We start from the raw sequence: 16,118 nt of genomic DNA, 5'->3' as shown, positions 1-16,118 counted from the left end.
TGCGCCTCTTTTCAAACTAGTAAATTTCTTCTTGCTCATCTATTTTCTTTTATTCCAATATGAAATAATCGCATAATTATCAATCTAATCCATCATTTCTTAACTGTCAAGACAAAATATTTATTTTTACAAAGAAAGGGATTCTTGACACTGTTTTTTGACTACTATATAATTTATATTTTGTAAGACACTTTGTTTTGTATTTAAGAGAGGGCTTCCTATGAAAAAGAACCAAAGTTTTTTTAATACAGTATGTAATTTGGCAATTCCAGTTGCCCTTCAGTCAATGCTTCAAGCTTCCTTCAGTATTGTCGATCAGATCATGATCGGTCAGCTTGGAAGTGTGAGCATTGCCGGCATTGGGCTTGCTGGAAAATTTTCATCTATTTTTTCTGTTATGGTTGCAGCGATTGGTGCTGTAGCCGGAATTATGATTTCTCAATATATGGGACAAAAAAACAGACAGGAAATACGAAGAAGCTTTTACCTGAACCTTACAATCGCATTGATAATGGCCATAGGCTTTTCTATTGTTTGCATCGCATTTCCAAAACACATTATGTGTTTTTATACAAAAGACTCTCAGACTCTGATTGCTGCTTCCCGTTATCTTTCAATCATTGCAGGAACCTTTCTTCCAATAGCCGGAGCTACTCTGCTTTCTACTATGTTTCGCTGTATGGAAAAAGCACAGATTCCTCTTTATGCAAGCATTGCATCTGCCATTTTAAACACAGGATTAAACTATCTTCTCATTTTCGGAGCATTTGGATTTGCCCCAATGGGTGCGAAGGGTGCCGCAATCGCAACGGTCATCTCGCAATGTGTGAATGTTATCATTATGCTGATTATGCTGGCAAAAAACAGAACCTATGTAACAAAGACTTCCTGCGTCAGCAATACGATGGAAAAATTTAATTGGCATCAATACGCCTCCATACTTTTTCCCATTCTGGTTTGTGAATTTGTATGGAGTCTTGGCGAAAATGTATATGCTGCTATTTATGGTCACATGGGAACAAAAGCCAGCGCTGCAATGACTCTTATAAATCCGGTTCAAGGGTTGATGATCGGAGCACTTTGTGGACTATCACAGGCTGCCAGTGTGATTATTGGAAAAAAACTTGGAAATGAAGAATATGAGGAGGCCTATCAAGCATCAAAAAAACTGATTTTATATGGCTTTATCGGTTCCATTCTATTATCTGTGATCATTCTTTTGACAAGTACCTATTACATAGAAATTTACCAGGTGGAGAAATCTGTAAAGCTTTTTACACAGCAGATTCTGGTTGCCTATGCAATCATTGCTCCATTTAAAGTGGAAAATATGATTGTTAGTGGTGGAATCATCCGAAGCGGCGGTAAAACAAAATATGTTATGCTCATTGACCTAATCGGAACATGGGGATTTGGAGTACCGCTTGGTCTGTTTGCAGCATTTTTTCTGAAACTATCCATCCCATATGTTTATTTTATTCTCTCATTAGAAGAATGTATTCGCTTTGGCATATCTATAATTGTACTTCGTAAAAGAAAATGGATGCACAGATTATGAATCGTCTCATCTGCTTTTCAAAAAAGGATTGCCATTTTTAAAGAATTTGTATCAAAGTCTGCTACGAAAAAAAGGAAGCGGTTCATTTTGTAAAATTCCTATGATTCAAAATTTGATAAATTTCTTTTGCTACACCATTTTCGTAATTACATCCTATCACTTTCTCTGACAAATCACGAATCAATGGAACTGCGTTTCCTACTGCACGAGATCGTCTAAATTTCTGAAACATCGTTTCATCATTTTCTCCATCTCCAAATATAATTACTTCGTCTTCTGAAACCCCATAGTACTGAATTATTTTTTTCAACATATTTCCTTTTTGTGCCACTGATGCTGTTATTTCTACATTCCACACAGCAGATGATGTAACAAAAATTTCTTTCCAATCACTAAAATGATTTTTTATATTCTTCATGAGAATGGCTTCATTAGAAAAAGCAAAGAGCTTTAATATCTTTGGTTTTTTCTCCCCAAATTGAAGAAACTCTGAAAAAACAGATGCAGTCTGGCATAAGTCTGTGTCCGTAGAAAAATCTCCCTTGTCAGTATTTACTTCCAAACCAACTCTTGCCGTTAATAAATAGTCTATCACTTTTTCCGCGACATCCTGCTGGATAAACTCCTGATAAATAATTTCTCCCGAAGATATTCTAAACTCTGCTCCATTAAGCAATATATAATCAACCTCAATCCCTGCTTCTTGGAAAATCTGATGTGCCGTTTCCCAAGATCTTCCTGTAACTGCTATAAAATGAATGCCTGCATTTTGAGCTTCCTTTATTGCTTTTGCTGTTTTCTCGGATATTCTGCTGTTTTGATCTAAAAGTGTTCCATCCAAATCACTCGCCAATATCTTTACTTCCATTCTCTGTACCCCCAGATTCATTTTTTCTTTCTATGTTGTAGTCTGTAATCATATTAAACAATATTTTTTACTATTTTTCTATGGCAATTTAAAAAGAGAATATGGAAAAAACGAACCTTCTGTATACTATTTATCTGCCAGAGGATTCATATATGTCCGAAATAATTTCTACACATTTTTCAATACCCAGGACACCGCTATTTAGACACATATGATAGTTCTGAGCGTGTCCCCATTTCATATCCGTATAAAAGCGATGATACGCTGCACGGCGTTTATCCTTATCCTTCAGCCGCTGCTTCGGAGATTCTTCCCGCTGTTTGTCCTCCTTTCACTTTAAGCTCCCTGTAAGTTCCACAAATCAGGAATGCTGCCACGACAAACGTTAAAATGTCGGAAACAGGCATTGAATAAAGAACCCCATCCAGTCCAAAGAATACCGGCAGGAGCAATGCAAAGCCCACGCCGAATACCACTTCACGAATCATAGAAAGTACTGTAGAGGCTACAGCCTTTCCCATGGCCTGAAGGAAAATGAAGCAGGCCTTGTTCACACATGCCAAAATCATCATACATAAATACGTGCGGAATGCCTTAATTGCAAATTCTGTGTAATAGATACTTTCATTGGCAGCGCCAAAGATATGAATGAGCTGCTGAGGGAAGAACTCAACCAGAATCAAGGCAATTGCACCAACCGTTGCCTCTGAGATCAGCAGTTTTGTAAACAATTCTCTGACACGATGCTTATAACCGGCTCCCATGTTAAACCCAACGATCGGAATACATCCAGCAGCCATTCCGACAACGATGGAGATTACGATTTGGAAAAACTTCATAACAATTCCCACAACCGCCATAGGAATCTGTGCGTACTGTTCCTGACCGAAAATCGCATCCATCGCACCGTATTTGCGAAGCATATTATTAATAGCTGCCATGGCTGCGACCAGGCTAATCTGAGACAAGAAACTGGTAATACCGAGTACCAAAGTTTTTCTGCAGATAGAACCTCTTAAACGATAATCGCCCTTATCCGGTTTGATGATCTTCATATTCAAAAGATACCAGACTGCCAGTACCGCTGTTACAATCTGACCCATTACAGTAGCCACAGCTGCACCCATCATGCCCCATTGAAAAACAAAAATAAAGATAGGATCAAAAATAATATTGATGACCGCACCTGCAAGAGTTGAGATCATTGCAAACTTGGGATTTCCATCCGCACGAATAATCGGGTTCATTGCCTGACCGAACATATAGAACGGAATACCCAAGGAGATGTAGAAGAAATACTCCTTAGAATGATAGAAAGTTTCTGCATTAACCGTTCCACCAAACATAGCGATGATTTTATCTGCGAAAACTAAATAGATTGCAGTTAAAATAATACTTCCCACTACAATCATCACCACCGAGTTTCCAACGCTCTGTTTTGCAAGATGAGATTCTTTTTTCCCAAGACTGATACTGACAAAAGCACAACAACCGTCACCAATCATAACCGCAATTGCCAGAGCTACCACTGTCAACGGAAATACAACGGTATTTGCCGCATTTCCATAAGAACCGAGATAGCTGGCATTGGCAATAAAAATCTGGTCTACGATGTTGTAAAGCGCTCCTACCAAGAGCGAGATAATGCAGGGAATTGCATATTGTCTCATCAATTTACCAATATGCTCTGTTCCCAAAAACTGATTTGAATGTTCCATTGGTTTCACCTTTCCTTTCCTATTTTTGTAACATAAGAAATTCGAAGAATTTCTTATGTTACAAAAAAATAAACGAGTAGCACAAACGCAACCGGAATTACGCTAAATGCTACTCGTTGTAATAACATTATACTTCAAATTTGTTTATTTTTGCAAAGGTATTTTTGCACAAAATTCCATTCGATGTTTCCTTATTTTCTCTTCTTACTAAACAGAACATTCATTGTCACATAAACCGTAATCGCAAGGACTACTGCTCCAATAAGAATGATATACATCTGATTCAATTCTACTTTATTTCCAAAAAAGTATAAATTACAGTCTACGCTGTCTTTTATGGCCTCTACTACCTCAGGTGGAAAATTCTGATTCTCCATCTCTCCAAAAACACCTCGCAAAGCATGATTCCGGAGCAGGGATGTTCCATATGTACCGGGCAAAAAGGAGATGACCTTCTTAAGTCCATCCGAGAACTGAGAAATCGGCATATAGGCTCCACAGATAAAGCCATAACCTGCACTGACAATCGTTCCTACTGCCGATGCCTGACCATTGGTCGATAATGGGAAATTCACACAGGAGGACAATGCTGTACCAAACAGCACCAGTAAAAGTACATCCAACAACAGGCATATAACGTCTTTGGCTGTCAAATACCAGCCTACATGAAAAAGATAACCAAGGCATACTCCAGTCGCAATCCCACAGATCAACAGAGTAGAAATCAGAGTAGATAAGTAATAGCTGAGTGCCAGAGTACTGCTTTTTACCGGAGCAATCGTAATATCTTTCCGAGCTCCGGTAATCTTATCCTGAACCATCAATAGATTGGAGCAAAAAGCTACTGTAACACAGCTGACTGCCAGGAGAGAAGAAATCAATTCCCCACCTACACATCCGCCGATCAGCTTCTCTGGTACAATTGTCCCTGTTGTCTCCAATGCACTGCGAAAGGTATCCTCATAGACATTGCTCAAAAATGTGCCATACAATATCAGTAAAATCAGTGGGGTAATCAAGGACGTAAAGAACATCCCCTTATCCTTAAAATAAAGCTTTATATTTCGCTTCACAAGTGCGCCAAGTCCTATCATTTCTCAGTACCTCCCATCAGTTTTTTACCTGTCACTGCTAAAAATACATCATCCATCTTCCCTTTTGTAATCTCATAGTCCTGAAAAATCTCTGGATACTTTAGAATCAGATCTGTAGCAGCAGCAGTATTAGGAACCTCTACCCGATACGCATCCCGGATGACTTCATAGGGGGCACCCAATTTCTGAATCTTAGCTTCTTCTACCCCATAGATGGTAATAAAATCTCCCGTGTAAGTATTTTTCATCGTCAGTGGAGTGCCTTCAGCAATAAGTTTGCCTCGATCGAGAATCACCACATAATCTGCATCCGCTGCTTCCTCCATATAATGAGTCGTGAGAAATACCGTCATCTTTTCTTTCTTCCGCAACTCACCAATGACTCGCCAGAGAATACTTCTGGTCTGAGGATCCAGACCGGTAGTGGGTTCATCCAGAATCAAAATGCGGGGTCTATGCAGCAGAGCACGTGCAATATCAATCCTGCGCCTCTGACCTCCTGATAGCTTTCCAACGGTACGTTTTAGTAAATTTTCAAATTCCAGAAGTTCTGCCAACCCCAAAAGACGCTCTCTAAATTCCTTTCCTCGAATACCATATAATGCCGCACGACTTTCCAGGTTGTCCCGCACAGACAATTCTTTATCTAATACAGAATTCTGAAATACCACACCCAGATTTCGTTTGACATAATCCGGCTCCTCATCCAGGTCAATGCCACCAATCCGAACCGTCCCTGCATCCTTGGACAGCTGTCCACATATAATGTTAATAGTCGTGGACTTTCCTGCACCATTAATACCTAAAAAGGCGAACAGCTCCCCTTCTCGTACTCGAAAACTCAGATCCTGTACCGCTGCTACTTCGCCAAAGCTTTTGCTCATATGTGTAATCTCAATCATATTATTCATATTCCTACTTCTCTCTTATTAATTTTCATTTAGTTGCCAGACCTTGGTGCAAACAAAGATATAATACCTACAATCAGCAGTACCGGCAACGCTAATTTGATCAGTCCAACCACTACTAGACCGATCAGCACCAATGGAAGCAGTATCACGGTACATACGATTTTGGAGATTCCCCAAGCTGCTTTTATTGCAAAAATAAGGAGTTTCCCAAATATAAGGAACATCAAAATTGTAAAAATCAATGTTAACATGTCTTTCCATCCTCCTCTTCACGAATTTTTTTTCATAAAATTTTGATTTATTTTCAAGCCCCAGATTTTCGCTGTAAACTTTCTACCAAAATATAATTTTATTATAAGCAATGCTCTAATTTTAATAAAGTATTCATTTGCAGAAATAGAAAAAGATCTGTTAAAACCTTTCATTTAACCCTAATATCCTTTGATAGATTTCTCTGTCACTATCTTTAAAGACATTTTCATAGCAGTTTCTAAGTTCTTGACCAAGTTCATCATTTACTGCACCATACACGATCGGTCCAACTGTATGAATGACGGTTTCACTCTGATACTTTCTCTGGCATACGAATATTCATTAGAGACCGAATTGCATTTTTCTTTTCCATTCCGCAGCATTACATACATCTAACTGTTGTAATAACCGGCGAATCACTACAGGATTGACATTGACACTTCCTGTCTCTTTGCAAAAAAATCTTTCCAAAAACATCCATCCATGTTATGATGATTATAACGTTGTACTATATGATCTTAAGGAGGTATCATCGATGTGGATTTTCTTTGCAATTGGTTCAGCATTTTTTGCAGGAGTAACTGCTGTTTTAGCAAAATGCGGAATCAGAAGAACGGATTCTGACGTGGCAACAGCCCTTCGCACCATTATCGTGCTGATGTTTTCCTGGATTATGGTATTTCTGATTGGTTCTTCAACCCAGATTTGCGAGATTTCAGGCTATACCTGGACATTTTTGATCTTATCGGGTCTATCTACCGGAGCTTCTTGGCTTTGCTATTTTCGGGCACTGCAGCTAGGAAATGTCAATATGGTCGTACCCATTGATAAGTGCAGTATCATCCTGACCGTACTGTTATCCTTTTTACTTTTGAGAGAACCAATCAGTATGTGGAAGCTAATGGGTGTGATATCTATTGGTGTCGGTACTCTTTTGATGATTCAGAAAAAAGAAATCACAAAGGAAGCAAAAGGCCATTCCTGGATAGTATATGCCATTCTATCCGCCATCTTTGCCAGTCTGACCTCTATCTTTGGAAAAATTGGAATCGATGGAGTGGAATCCAATCTTGGTACGGCTCTTCGAACCGGTGTGGTACTTCTAATGGCATGGCTGGTAGTCTTCTTAAAGGAGAAACAACACCTCATCAAGCAAATTCCCCGCAAGGAACTGATTTACATAACTCTTTCTGGAATTTCAACTGGTGCCTCATGGCTTTGCTACTATAAATCTCTACAGGCTGGCCCAACCAGTGTGGTGGTATCTATTGACAAGCTGAGTATTCTGGTGACTATCGCCTTCTCCTATCTGGTATTCAAGGAAAAACTGTCGAAAAAAGCCAGCGTTGGCTTGGTATGTATTGTAATCGGGACACTTCTCATGTTACGGTAAGCAAAATATTTAAAACGATCATCCTATTACGATATTTCGTTATCCCACTGATAAGCTATCGCAGCAGAATCTTGTTATTTATAGCGTGCTACATCGCCATTTCGAATTTTATTCCCCAAATATTGAAAGCTTCCATCCTCTGCAAACTTTACCGTCAGTTCGTGGGTAATGACTGCATCATCACAAATAACCATATCGCACACAGCATCTACTACTAATGTCACTGTTCCATCCTGATTCTTTTTTATATCTGTCACTTCTGGTAAAGAAGTTCCAAAGAACGTCCAGTCAGAATCATCTTTTCTTTCCCATGTATAAGTTTGGTTTTCCTGATCGAACGCAGCATATTCCTGTATCTGCTCTGCTGTTATCGGAAGGTATTCCATCAGCAAGCTCTCAAACTCTTCCTTCGGTATCCCCTTTGCCCCATCTTCCGGATCAAAGCTTTTTTGGTATTTCATTGCATATAAATATTCATATATTCCATTGTAATCTAATTCTTCCATATGCTCTTGATCCCAGTTGGAGCACAAGAGGTTATTGCCCTGATATCCTAGCCCCTGCACACATTTTTCAGACATTTCCCGTTGCTCTGTGCTCATTGGCTTTACTCTGAGCAAACAACTACCATCCACAATTTCACTGACCTCCGGTGGTTCTGGAACACACAATTCATATCCAAACCAGCCTTTCTCCGTATAATTCCACTCTTTTATCCTGGTATAAGATATGTATGGTATTCCTGGCTTATGATCTGTCTTCCATATCGCATTTGCGGCCAGTACATACATTTCCTTTCCATCGAACGTAAATTTGTTTCTTCCGATCCCACCATCCGAATGGACCTCGTAAACGATCATTGATCCTTTTTTGCCTTCCTCACATGCTTTTAGAAAACGATCCATCTTCTCATAATTTTCCATGTTAGTATATGCTATGCTTGTAGCAACAGGCTGCCCTGTTTCCTTCACTTTGGACTGTATCTTAAGAATATCTTCATCCGAAAGGATCGTATTCCATGAATTCCCTTTTTCTGCATTTTCATAAATATCAGAAATCAGTGTCATTACCCTGTTACAATCATTCTCTGCTTTCTCACTTTCCCTGTCATCTAATGGAAGATCATATCCTTTTTCCCATTGTTCTGCTACTTCATCACTCTTTGTACTTTCTTCCAGAATGGTTTCCTGTCTTTCCTTCCCTTTTTTACAGAAACATAAACAAAGCCCCAATAGAAACACCATAAACAACAGAACATATTGCTTCTTCAAAATCATATGATCATCTTTCTCCTCCAATCCTTGACATTTTCTCCTGTTTTGTATTTATTTAAATATTACATGTATAGGATTTAAATGTCAAGTGGAAGAATAATAAAGTGCAAGGTGAGAACCTTCACTCCTCGTTGCAATGATACCAGTTCCGCTGCTGTTTTATACAGGTATGCTCCTATTCGATCGGCAACTGAATTTCAGTCAGCCATTCATCGACCGTTTCTTTATTCCAGATTCCGTCAATGTAGCACTCTCTTGAAAGACCAGTCACCTTATATCCATTTTCCTCCACATACTTCATAATGAAAGCGTAGGCTTCTCCAATCTGGTCATAGGCACCTTTATGGAAAATACTAAGCACCTTTGTTGCCGGAATTTCACGGAACTTGATATTCTCATTTTCATTTCCAAACGCCACAACTGCTTCATTATATCTGATCAGCACATCCTTGTCTTTATGCTCCTCATCGAGGTATTCGCAGAATTCATAAGACGGTTCTGCACACTTCAGACCCGGATTCAATTTCATGCATTCCTTTCCAATCTCCGGAATATACTGCATCATATCGGAATACTTGGAAAGCTTCACCTCTGAATAATAAACGATCACTGATGGGATTTCTTTTACTGTAACTTGATATTTCATCTCTTCATCCTCCAAAATATAATTGATTATGGAGAGGCGCATATCAATTTCTTCTTTCTGGGTTTTAAGTGCAATTGCTTTTGCATTAAGGATTGCTTTTGCATCTGCACCAGATAGAATTGCTTTTATCTCTTCAATAGATAGATCAAGCTGTCTGTATGCTTTGATTTTAGCAGCATCTTCTAGCTGGCTGGTTTCATAAAAACGATACCCAGACCATTTGTCTATGGATGCAGGTATCAGAAGGCCTTCTTTTTCATAAAACCTGAGTGCTTTTACAGTCAAATGAGACAGCTTTGAAAATTCGCCGATTTTTAGCATATGATATTACCTCCTTTCCACATTTCTTACTTTAGAGCATCCTCTAAGGGGAGAGTCAATACTATTCATAATATTTCTAAAACTGACTCCTCATCACCGGAAAAAGTCCAATGATGGGGAGTCTTGTTTTGGATAAGCTCGTTAATGTCCTCGATGCTTATCTTTTTTCTTTTGCTGTTTCAGTTCAAACAAACGCTTAGCCTCCGCCGATTTCTGTTCTCGACTTTTCAACTTGCGCACCTGCTTGTTCTGCTCCTGTTGTAATTTTAAAGCCTGCTGCGATTTGGTTCCAATTCCAGTATCTTGTAATTGCTTCTTCACATCTCGCTGCATCCTCTTTGGATTTTTCTTAGTTACTTTTACAACAGCTGCCACAGCCGGACTGAATCGCAAGCTGCAATAGTGTTTCACGATAAACTCATACACTTCATAATCCTTCGGCTCAGCACCAAAGGATACCTTAGCTACGGATAGTTTTCCATCTCCGATTCTCTCGAAAACACCTACCCAGAATGGCTCTTCAAAAAACACTGTTAGCTTGCCACTTACTTTGTCCATGACAATCCCTCCTTAATAGATTGATGAGCAAAGAACGGACAACCCGGAGGGGCAGGTTACTTACCACGAATCCTTACGTGACGGCCGGGCTACCTACCGGCTCTAGTATGTATTGCTACACACGTTGCGTTTTTATCCTTGCTATTTCATTTATAATCAAGCCTACTGGCTGGATCAACGGATTTTCTCTATCTCCTTTACTTGACACCACGTCTTACTTTACTTCCTTCCCCATTCTGATAAAGTATCCTTCCTGAATAGCTGCAAATGTTGCAACCGCGCAAAGCACAATCGCGCTATATTTTAAATCAATAATAGATAATGTCAATGGAAAGATAAAAAGCAATAAGCCAGTAATCTTATTCATAACCGTATGCTCTGCCACAAACTTCTTCTGAACAATAAATCCTGATACCAGATTTATACTCTTTATTGCAGCAATAATGCCTATGCATACCCAGAGCCATACTGGTACGTCTAATACTGGAATCAAATAGCTGTTAAATTGATGTTGATCGTTACCTTTATAACCAACTAAACTTTTCGTTACCAGCACCAATTTCAAAATGGTATTTTACAATACCTAAGTCAAGCTTCGTATAAAATCCATTTCCGGCTTTTGCTGATACTTTATCGTTATCATAAGTCAGAGTAAACTTCTGCTGATTCATAGCAGTTGGTGCAAGAAGTGCCGCTTCTACGCCTTCTTTGAACCAGTTTGGTGTTTCTGCACTGACGTTGCTGACCTGTTTGATACTCTTTACTTTGTGTCCCACCCCCTGTGTTTTACCGTAACCAAGAGAAATAACGACAACCAATTTTTCTCCATTTCCCACCTTGAAAGCACCAGAAATCTTCTTGTATGTCATAGCAACCCAGCAGGTATTCAGACCAAGCTGCTGTGCCTTTTCTTCATTGCTTCCCAAATAGTCATCTTCATAATCTCCTTTTATAATGTAATTATCTGTTCTCGGATGGTTGGATCGTGATTTGCTGCCACCAAGATGCAGTTTTCATCCTGTGCGCATTCACATATCCAATCCAAAGATTTTTTCGCAAAATCCCAATTTGTTTTGACATAACGGAAAAAGTATTTTTTGCTGTCTGCAAGTTCTTCTTCTGCACCATAATACGCTTTACATTTTGGACAAGGCATAAACCGCTGGTATGATCAAAATCCATATGGCTCAAAAAAAGATAATCAATGTCAGATGTGGAAAGTCCTAAACTCCGAAGCTTGCAATCAATACTTTCACCCTTATTATATCCTTGCCACGCAGAACACCTGTTACCGCCAACGGGTTCTTTTGCTTGTACGGAATTTGTTGTGGTCAAGCTTTTTTGTAACATTTGTGGCTAAAAAAATACGTTGGATTATTGCTTGGATAATACCGGAGTCTTCTGGTAAAGAGTAGTCAAGCAATCCATCGGGCACAGTATCGCATTAAGCGATCCTCGCCTGATAGGGGGTTAAATAACCATTAAAGCTATGAGGTCGTACATGATTATATTCAACATATGCAAACTCCTCTACAGCCTGATATAGAGCTTCATCGGTATCATATTCATATAGATAAATGAGCTCGCTTTTCAAGGTGTTGAAATATCTCTCCATTGGAGCATTATCATATGGATATCCTGCTTTACTCATGCTTTGTGTCACATGAACGGATTCGCAAAACTCTACGAATGCTTTGGAAGTAAATTGTGATCCCTGATCCGAGTGCAGGATTAATTCCCCCTTAAGTGCCGGCTGTGCTTCCAATGCCTTCTGCAAAGTACGGATAGCAAGATCACTTGTGATATGCCGATCTGTTATGCTGGTAACAACACTTCGGTCATGCAGATCTATGATTGTACAGTTGTAGCGGACATCATGATTCTTCAAAAACAAATAGGTAAAATCTGTACACCATTTTTGATTCATTTTATCTGCCGTAAAGTCCTGTTTTATTTTGTTTTCAAATACTTTATGTGGTTTACTATGCTCATATCCCGGCTTCTTCGGGCGAACGATAGATCTCAATCCAAGTATTGAATTCATATACTTATGGACCGTTGTTGCGCTGTACGAGAAACCTTGACGCTCTAAATATATCCGCATGCTGCGATAGCCATCTACACCATGGTGTTTGTGATAAATTTCTGTGATTTTAGATAAAATCTTCTCTCGCTGTGCATAGTAATCCGCCTTCCGGTGTTTTCGGTAGTTGTAATAAGCATTTGGACAGATATCAAAGCGCCGCAGGAGACAACGTAAGTCAAATTCACTATGATGTTGTTCGATAAATCGATAAGCCTCTAATCGATTTCCTTCGCAAAGAATGCCGCTGCTTTTTTTAAGAAGAGATTTTCCTTTTTTGCCTCTTCCAGTTCTTTACGTAACCGGAGGTTTTCTTTCATAAGCTCCATTTCGTTTGGAACATCTGGATCTGAGAGGGATTTCTCTTGGCATTCTTCGCTGAATTCTCTACACCACTTGGAGATGCTGGCTTTGGATACGCCATATTCTGCAGTGATGCTGTTGTAAGTGCGTCCTTCTTCCACATGAAGACGGACAATCTTTTTTCTAAATTCGGTTGTGTAAGTTTGTGGCATAATAATTCCTTCTTTCTGTGATAGATTGATTATATCTTATTAGCCACTACTGTTACAACATTAGTATAGCACTTCAAATATAATTGATGAGTTAAGATTATTCTAAATGAAATTTTTCGAAGTGTTATAACTCTAATCAATTTGTTAATTGTTATTGGTCAACAATCTCATTATTAACTACTGATTAAACTTGAAAAGTAACTTGGCAAAAAAGATTCTTTTGTATTCTCTTCAAATATATCTGCAATAGTACATAGCTGTTCCCACAATAAATGTAATGATTGGATTAAGTTAGCTTCTTTAAATGATACTTCTCCTACACAATATGTTCCTTCATATATTTTAGAATCAATATCTTCTCCTCTTGCAATTTTATCATTTAGAATTTTGTTACCCATTTTTGTATTATGATGTTCTAAATAGTAATCTATTTCTTCTTTCGCATATTTTAACGCTGGAAAATAATCGACTGCAGACCACACATCAAGTCTACATAATATTTTTAAAAAATGTTCAGTTAGTTTTTTATATTCTATATTTGAACTATAATTTAACTCTCTTAATTGATAGTGTACCTTATTAAAAAAGGCGTATAATTTCGCTCTTTTTCCATACCATTCAATTAAACGTTTACCCATATCTGTATTCACACAATTTTCGATTGGAATATTAATCATTACAGTTTTCTGATTATAAAAGTCTGGTTTTTCTGGGACTATAATTTTCTCAATGTAATCATTTAAACAAACACAATATGCCTCTTTATTTTCTATATCCACCACACATAATAAAACAGGAACTGCACTTCCCATTTTTTCTATTGTTACGAGTAAATCTGTATCTATAGAATATTGAATAACATCCATTGTACAATAGTCTGTTTTATTTTCTTGATGTTCCTTTTCTACATTCATTCGAGAATACAATTTTATTGTTTTCTTATTCAGTTTTTTTGTCCCTTTAACTTGAAATAATACATGTTCTCCCTTTGTCATATAAACGTCGTTTCCCAAATCATCGAATAATTCAACATCTAAATCAATACCATAGTCTGGCGTATACTCTCTAACTGCCCATTCACTTGGAAACAACTCTTTTAAAATCTCCACACCTTTTTCACCTATAATATGTTGTTTAGGTCTTTTTTTCCCTTTTCTTTCCCAATCTATGTAGTATTCAAAATTAGCCATAATATTCTTGTATGATGTTTTTAGAAGCTATAACAACATACTTCCTTTCTTTTTCTGTTTCGTGGTTTAATACATTCAGATACTGTGACTTTTGATTTTTTTCTGTAGCTTGGCTACTCGACAGGAGTGTATTGCCATCACTTTTATCTGAATTGTTTATTAGCTGGATGTTGCCAGAGCATATGCTCAGAGTACTTATTTCAATCAAGTCTACGATGATAACTGTTGATGGATATCACGGTATCAGACTTTATGAAAGGGAGGTATAACCTCATGATTTACGTAGGCATTGATATTGCCAAACTCAACCATTTCGCCGCCGCGATTTCTTCCGACGGTGAAATACTCATCGAGCCGTTCAAATTCACAAATGACTATGATGGCTTCTATCTGCTGCTTTCTAAACTGGCACCACTAGACCAGAACAGCATCATCATAGGTCTTGAGTCAACGGCACACTATGGTGACAACCTTGTTCGTTTTCTCATCAGCAAGGGCTTTAAAGTGTGTGTTCTCAACCCGATTCAGACTTCTTTTATGCGTAAAAATAACGTGCGCAAAACGAAGACTGATAAAGTCGACACGTTTGTTATTGCTAAAACCCTTATGATGCAAGATTCCCTTCGGTTTATGACCTTAGAGGATTTGGATTATATTGAGCTCAAAGAGCTCGGACGTTTCCGCCAGAAACTTATGAAGCAGCGTACACGTTTAAAAATACAGCTGACTTCCTACGTGGATCAGGTTTTTCCTGAACTACAGTATTTCTTTAAATCTGGCTTGCATCAGAAATCTGTCTATGCCCTCCTCAAGGAGGCTCCGACACCCAATGCCATTGCTTCTATGCATATGACCCATCTTGCTCATCTCCTCGAAGTTGCTTCCCACGGCCATTTCGATAAGGAGAAAGCCAGAGAATTAAGAGTTCTCGCACAGAAGTCTGTCGGTATCAATGACAGTCCTTTATCTATTCAAATAACTCACACCATTGAACAGATTGAGTTATTGGATAGCCAACTTTTTTCTACAGAGCTTGAAATGGCAAACATCGTCACCTGCCTTCACTCTGTAATTATGACCATCCCCGGAATTGGTGCCGTGAATGGTGGAATGATTCTTGGCGAGATTGGGGATATACACCGTTTCTCAGAACCCAAGAAGTTACTCGCATTCGCAGGACTGGATCCATCCGTTCGTCAGTCTGGAAACTTCCAGGCATCTAAAACACGGATGTCCAAGAGAGGCTCAAAAGTGCTTCGCTATGCCCTCATAAATGCAGCACACAATGTTGTTAAGAACAACTCAACTTTCAAGGCATACTATGACGCCAAGAGAGCTGAAGGCCGGTCTCACTACAATGCTTTGGGCCACTGTGCCGGCAAGCTTGTCAGAGTCATCTGGAAGATGCTCACTGACGAAGTAGAATTCAACCTCGAGTAAGAGGTCTCGATACCATAATCGATAGATTTTGAAAAAGGGCTTTTAGGGAGCTTTGTTAAAGTTACCCTTTTTTACCTGAAACAGCTGAAATAAATTTCCAGCTAATTTATGCTTGACTTTTCATAGCTGGTCTCCTTTGATTATCATGTGTAACCCTTATATAATTTATCTCTACCTTTTTGATAAAACACGTGTATTGAAACAACTCTGCCAAAATTTAATTCCTCATTTTCACATTAATATTATATCAGCCCCATTTTAACCTTTCAATGAATTTCATAGCGTGACTATCTTTTA

At 38.6% G+C, this 16,118-nt stretch carries 18 protein-coding genes; 3 read left to right on the top strand and 15 right to left on the bottom strand.

Features of this window, described 5'->3' with window-relative positions; all coding sequences use genetic code 11:
- The first annotated feature begins 220 nt into the window (after positions 1–220).
- Positions 221–1,558, top strand: coding sequence for an MATE family efflux transporter (locus BHF69_RS00360; protein ID WP_075669105.1), 1,338 nt, complete (start codon positions 221–223; stop codon positions 1,556–1,558).
- Positions 1,559–1,640: 82 nt separating this feature from the next.
- On the opposite strand, the gene BHF69_RS00355 is transcribed toward BHF69_RS00360, so the two are convergent.
- The 7 genes from BHF69_RS00355 to BHF69_RS14690 form a co-directional block, all read right to left on the bottom strand.
- Complete coding sequence (locus BHF69_RS00355) at positions 1,641–2,426, bottom strand: Cof-type HAD-IIB family hydrolase (RefSeq protein ID WP_158022529.1); 786 nt, start codon at positions 2,424–2,426, stop codon at positions 1,641–1,643.
- Positions 2,427–2,556: 130 nt separating this feature from the next.
- Positions 2,557–2,718 (bottom strand): cytidylate kinase family protein, encoded by a 162-nt coding sequence (locus tag BHF69_RS14695; protein ID WP_083650863.1) that lies wholly within the window; start codon positions 2,716–2,718, stop codon positions 2,557–2,559.
- On the bottom strand, positions 2,708–4,144 hold the full coding sequence (locus BHF69_RS00345; RefSeq protein WP_075669103.1) for an MATE family efflux transporter: 1,437 nt from the start codon (positions 4,142–4,144) through the stop codon (positions 2,708–2,710). The genes BHF69_RS14695 and BHF69_RS00345 overlap by 11 nt, the downstream gene beginning before the upstream one ends.
- Positions 4,145–4,335: 191 nt before the next feature.
- Complete coding sequence (locus tag BHF69_RS00340) at positions 4,336–5,238, bottom strand: ABC transporter permease (protein WP_075669102.1); 903 nt, start codon at positions 5,236–5,238, stop codon at positions 4,336–4,338.
- Positions 5,235–6,140, bottom strand: coding sequence for an ABC transporter ATP-binding protein (locus tag BHF69_RS00335; RefSeq protein WP_330393027.1), 906 nt, complete (start codon positions 6,138–6,140; stop codon positions 5,235–5,237). Before BHF69_RS00335 ends, BHF69_RS00340 begins: the two co-directional genes overlap by 4 nt.
- A 38-nt stretch (positions 6,141–6,178) precedes the next feature.
- On the bottom strand, positions 6,179–6,400 hold the full coding sequence (locus BHF69_RS00330; RefSeq protein ID WP_075669100.1) for a hypothetical protein: 222 nt from the start codon (positions 6,398–6,400) through the stop codon (positions 6,179–6,181).
- 160 nt (positions 6,401–6,560) lie between these two features.
- Positions 6,561–6,740, bottom strand: coding sequence for a macro domain-containing protein (locus BHF69_RS14690; RefSeq protein ID WP_143249447.1), 180 nt, complete (start codon positions 6,738–6,740; stop codon positions 6,561–6,563).
- A gap of 196 nt (positions 6,741–6,936) precedes the next feature.
- Between BHF69_RS14690 and BHF69_RS00325 the strand changes: the two genes are divergently transcribed.
- Positions 6,937–7,794 carry an EamA family transporter gene (locus tag BHF69_RS00325; protein WP_075669099.1) on the top strand — a complete coding sequence of 286 codons (858 nt, stop codon included), beginning with the start codon at positions 6,937–6,939 and terminating at the stop codon, positions 7,792–7,794.
- 74 nt (positions 7,795–7,868) lie between these two features.
- On the opposite strand, the gene BHF69_RS00320 is transcribed toward BHF69_RS00325, so the two are convergent.
- From BHF69_RS00320 to BHF69_RS00280, 8 genes are all read right to left on the bottom strand, one after another.
- Entirely contained in the window at positions 7,869–9,071 is a 1,203-nt protein-coding gene (locus tag BHF69_RS00320; protein ID WP_075669312.1) for a DUF6070 family protein, read from the bottom strand.
- Positions 9,072–9,243: 172 nt separating this feature from the next.
- The gene (locus BHF69_RS00315) at positions 9,244–10,035 is read right to left on the bottom strand and encodes a MerR family transcriptional regulator (RefSeq protein WP_075669098.1); all 792 of its coding nucleotides are present in this window, start codon (positions 10,033–10,035) and stop codon (positions 9,244–9,246) included.
- A gap of 141 nt (positions 10,036–10,176) precedes the next feature.
- Positions 10,177–10,593 carry a YjdF family protein gene (locus tag BHF69_RS00310; RefSeq protein ID WP_075669097.1) on the bottom strand — a complete coding sequence of 139 codons (417 nt, stop codon included), beginning with the start codon at positions 10,591–10,593 and terminating at the stop codon, positions 10,177–10,179.
- Between the two features lie 214 nt (positions 10,594–10,807).
- Entirely contained in the window at positions 10,808–11,158 is a 351-nt protein-coding gene (locus BHF69_RS00305) for a hypothetical protein (protein WP_158022528.1), read from the bottom strand.
- Positions 11,118–11,519 carry a nitroreductase family protein gene (locus BHF69_RS00300; protein WP_075669095.1) on the bottom strand — a complete coding sequence of 134 codons (402 nt, stop codon included), beginning with the start codon at positions 11,517–11,519 and terminating at the stop codon, positions 11,118–11,120. Before BHF69_RS00300 ends, BHF69_RS00305 begins: the two co-directional genes overlap by 41 nt.
- 23 nt (positions 11,520–11,542) lie before the next feature.
- The gene (locus BHF69_RS00295; RefSeq protein WP_075669094.1) at positions 11,543–11,749 is read right to left on the bottom strand and encodes a hypothetical protein; all 207 of its coding nucleotides are present in this window, start codon (positions 11,747–11,749) and stop codon (positions 11,543–11,545) included.
- 288 nt (positions 11,750–12,037) lie between these two features.
- Positions 12,038–13,191, bottom strand: a protein-coding gene (locus BHF69_RS00290) for an IS3 family transposase (protein ID WP_143249441.1) whose coding sequence is annotated in 2 segments (ribosomal slippage) — positions 12,038–12,942 and positions 12,942–13,191 — 1,155 coding nt in all. Because the reading frame shifts where the segments join, the coding sequence is not laid out codon by codon here.
- Between the two features lie 173 nt (positions 13,192–13,364).
- A complete protein-coding gene (locus BHF69_RS00280) occupies positions 13,365–14,381 on the bottom strand; it encodes a DUF4365 domain-containing protein (protein ID WP_075669091.1) in 1,017 nt (338 codons plus the stop codon).
- 273 nt (positions 14,382–14,654) lie between these two features.
- On the opposite strand from BHF69_RS00280, the gene BHF69_RS00275 reads away from it, so the two are divergent.
- Positions 14,655–15,821, top strand: coding sequence for an IS110 family transposase (locus BHF69_RS00275; RefSeq protein ID WP_075669090.1), 1,167 nt, complete (start codon positions 14,655–14,657; stop codon positions 15,819–15,821).
- Positions 15,822–16,118 lie beyond the last annotated feature (297 nt).

This window comes from Anaerostipes sp. 992a, assembly GCF_001940245.1.
Classification (GTDB): Bacteria; Bacillota; Clostridia; order Lachnospirales; family Lachnospiraceae; genus Fimousia.
Note: the sequence above shows the minus strand (reverse complement) of the source record. Positions and strands in the feature narration are given on the sequence as shown.

What these genes read in the sequence shown, in the direction of transcription:
- BHF69_RS00360 (WP_075669105.1), top strand. Translation starts at nt 221, where the DNA reads ATGAAAAAGAACCAAAGTTTTTTTAATACAGTATGTAATTTGGCAATT.
- BHF69_RS00355 (WP_158022529.1), bottom strand. Translation starts at nt 2,426, where the DNA reads ATGGAAGTAAAGATATTGGCGAGTGATTTGGATGGAACACTTTTAGAT.
- BHF69_RS00345 (WP_075669103.1), bottom strand. Translation starts at nt 4,144, where the DNA reads ATGGAACATTCAAATCAGTTTTTGGGAACAGAGCATATTGGTAAATTG.
- BHF69_RS00340 (WP_075669102.1), bottom strand. Translation starts at nt 5,238, where the DNA reads ATGATAGGACTTGGCGCACTTGTGAAGCGAAATATAAAGCTTTATTTT.
- BHF69_RS00335 (WP_330393027.1), bottom strand. Translation starts at nt 6,140, where the DNA reads ATGATTGAGATTACACATATGAGCAAAAGCTTTGGCGAAGTAGCAGCG.
- BHF69_RS00330 (WP_075669100.1), bottom strand. Translation starts at nt 6,400, where the DNA reads ATGTTAACATTGATTTTTACAATTTTGATGTTCCTTATATTTGGGAAA.
- BHF69_RS00325 (WP_075669099.1), top strand. Translation starts at nt 6,937, where the DNA reads ATGTGGATTTTCTTTGCAATTGGTTCAGCATTTTTTGCAGGAGTAACT.
- BHF69_RS00320 (WP_075669312.1), bottom strand. Translation starts at nt 9,071, where the DNA reads ATGATTTTGAAGAAGCAATATGTTCTGTTGTTTATGGTGTTTCTATTG.
- BHF69_RS00315 (WP_075669098.1), bottom strand. Translation starts at nt 10,035, where the DNA reads ATGCTAAAAATCGGCGAATTTTCAAAGCTGTCTCATTTGACTGTAAAA.
- BHF69_RS00310 (WP_075669097.1), bottom strand. Translation starts at nt 10,593, where the DNA reads ATGGACAAAGTAAGTGGCAAGCTAACAGTGTTTTTTGAAGAGCCATTC.
- BHF69_RS00295 (WP_075669094.1), bottom strand. Translation starts at nt 11,749, where the DNA reads ATGCCTTGTCCAAAATGTAAAGCGTATTATGGTGCAGAAGAAGAACTT.
- BHF69_RS00280 (WP_075669091.1), bottom strand. Translation starts at nt 14,381, where the DNA reads ATGGCTAATTTTGAATACTACATAGATTGGGAAAGAAAAGGGAAAAAA.
- BHF69_RS00275 (WP_075669090.1), top strand. Translation starts at nt 14,655, where the DNA reads ATGATTTACGTAGGCATTGATATTGCCAAACTCAACCATTTCGCCGCC.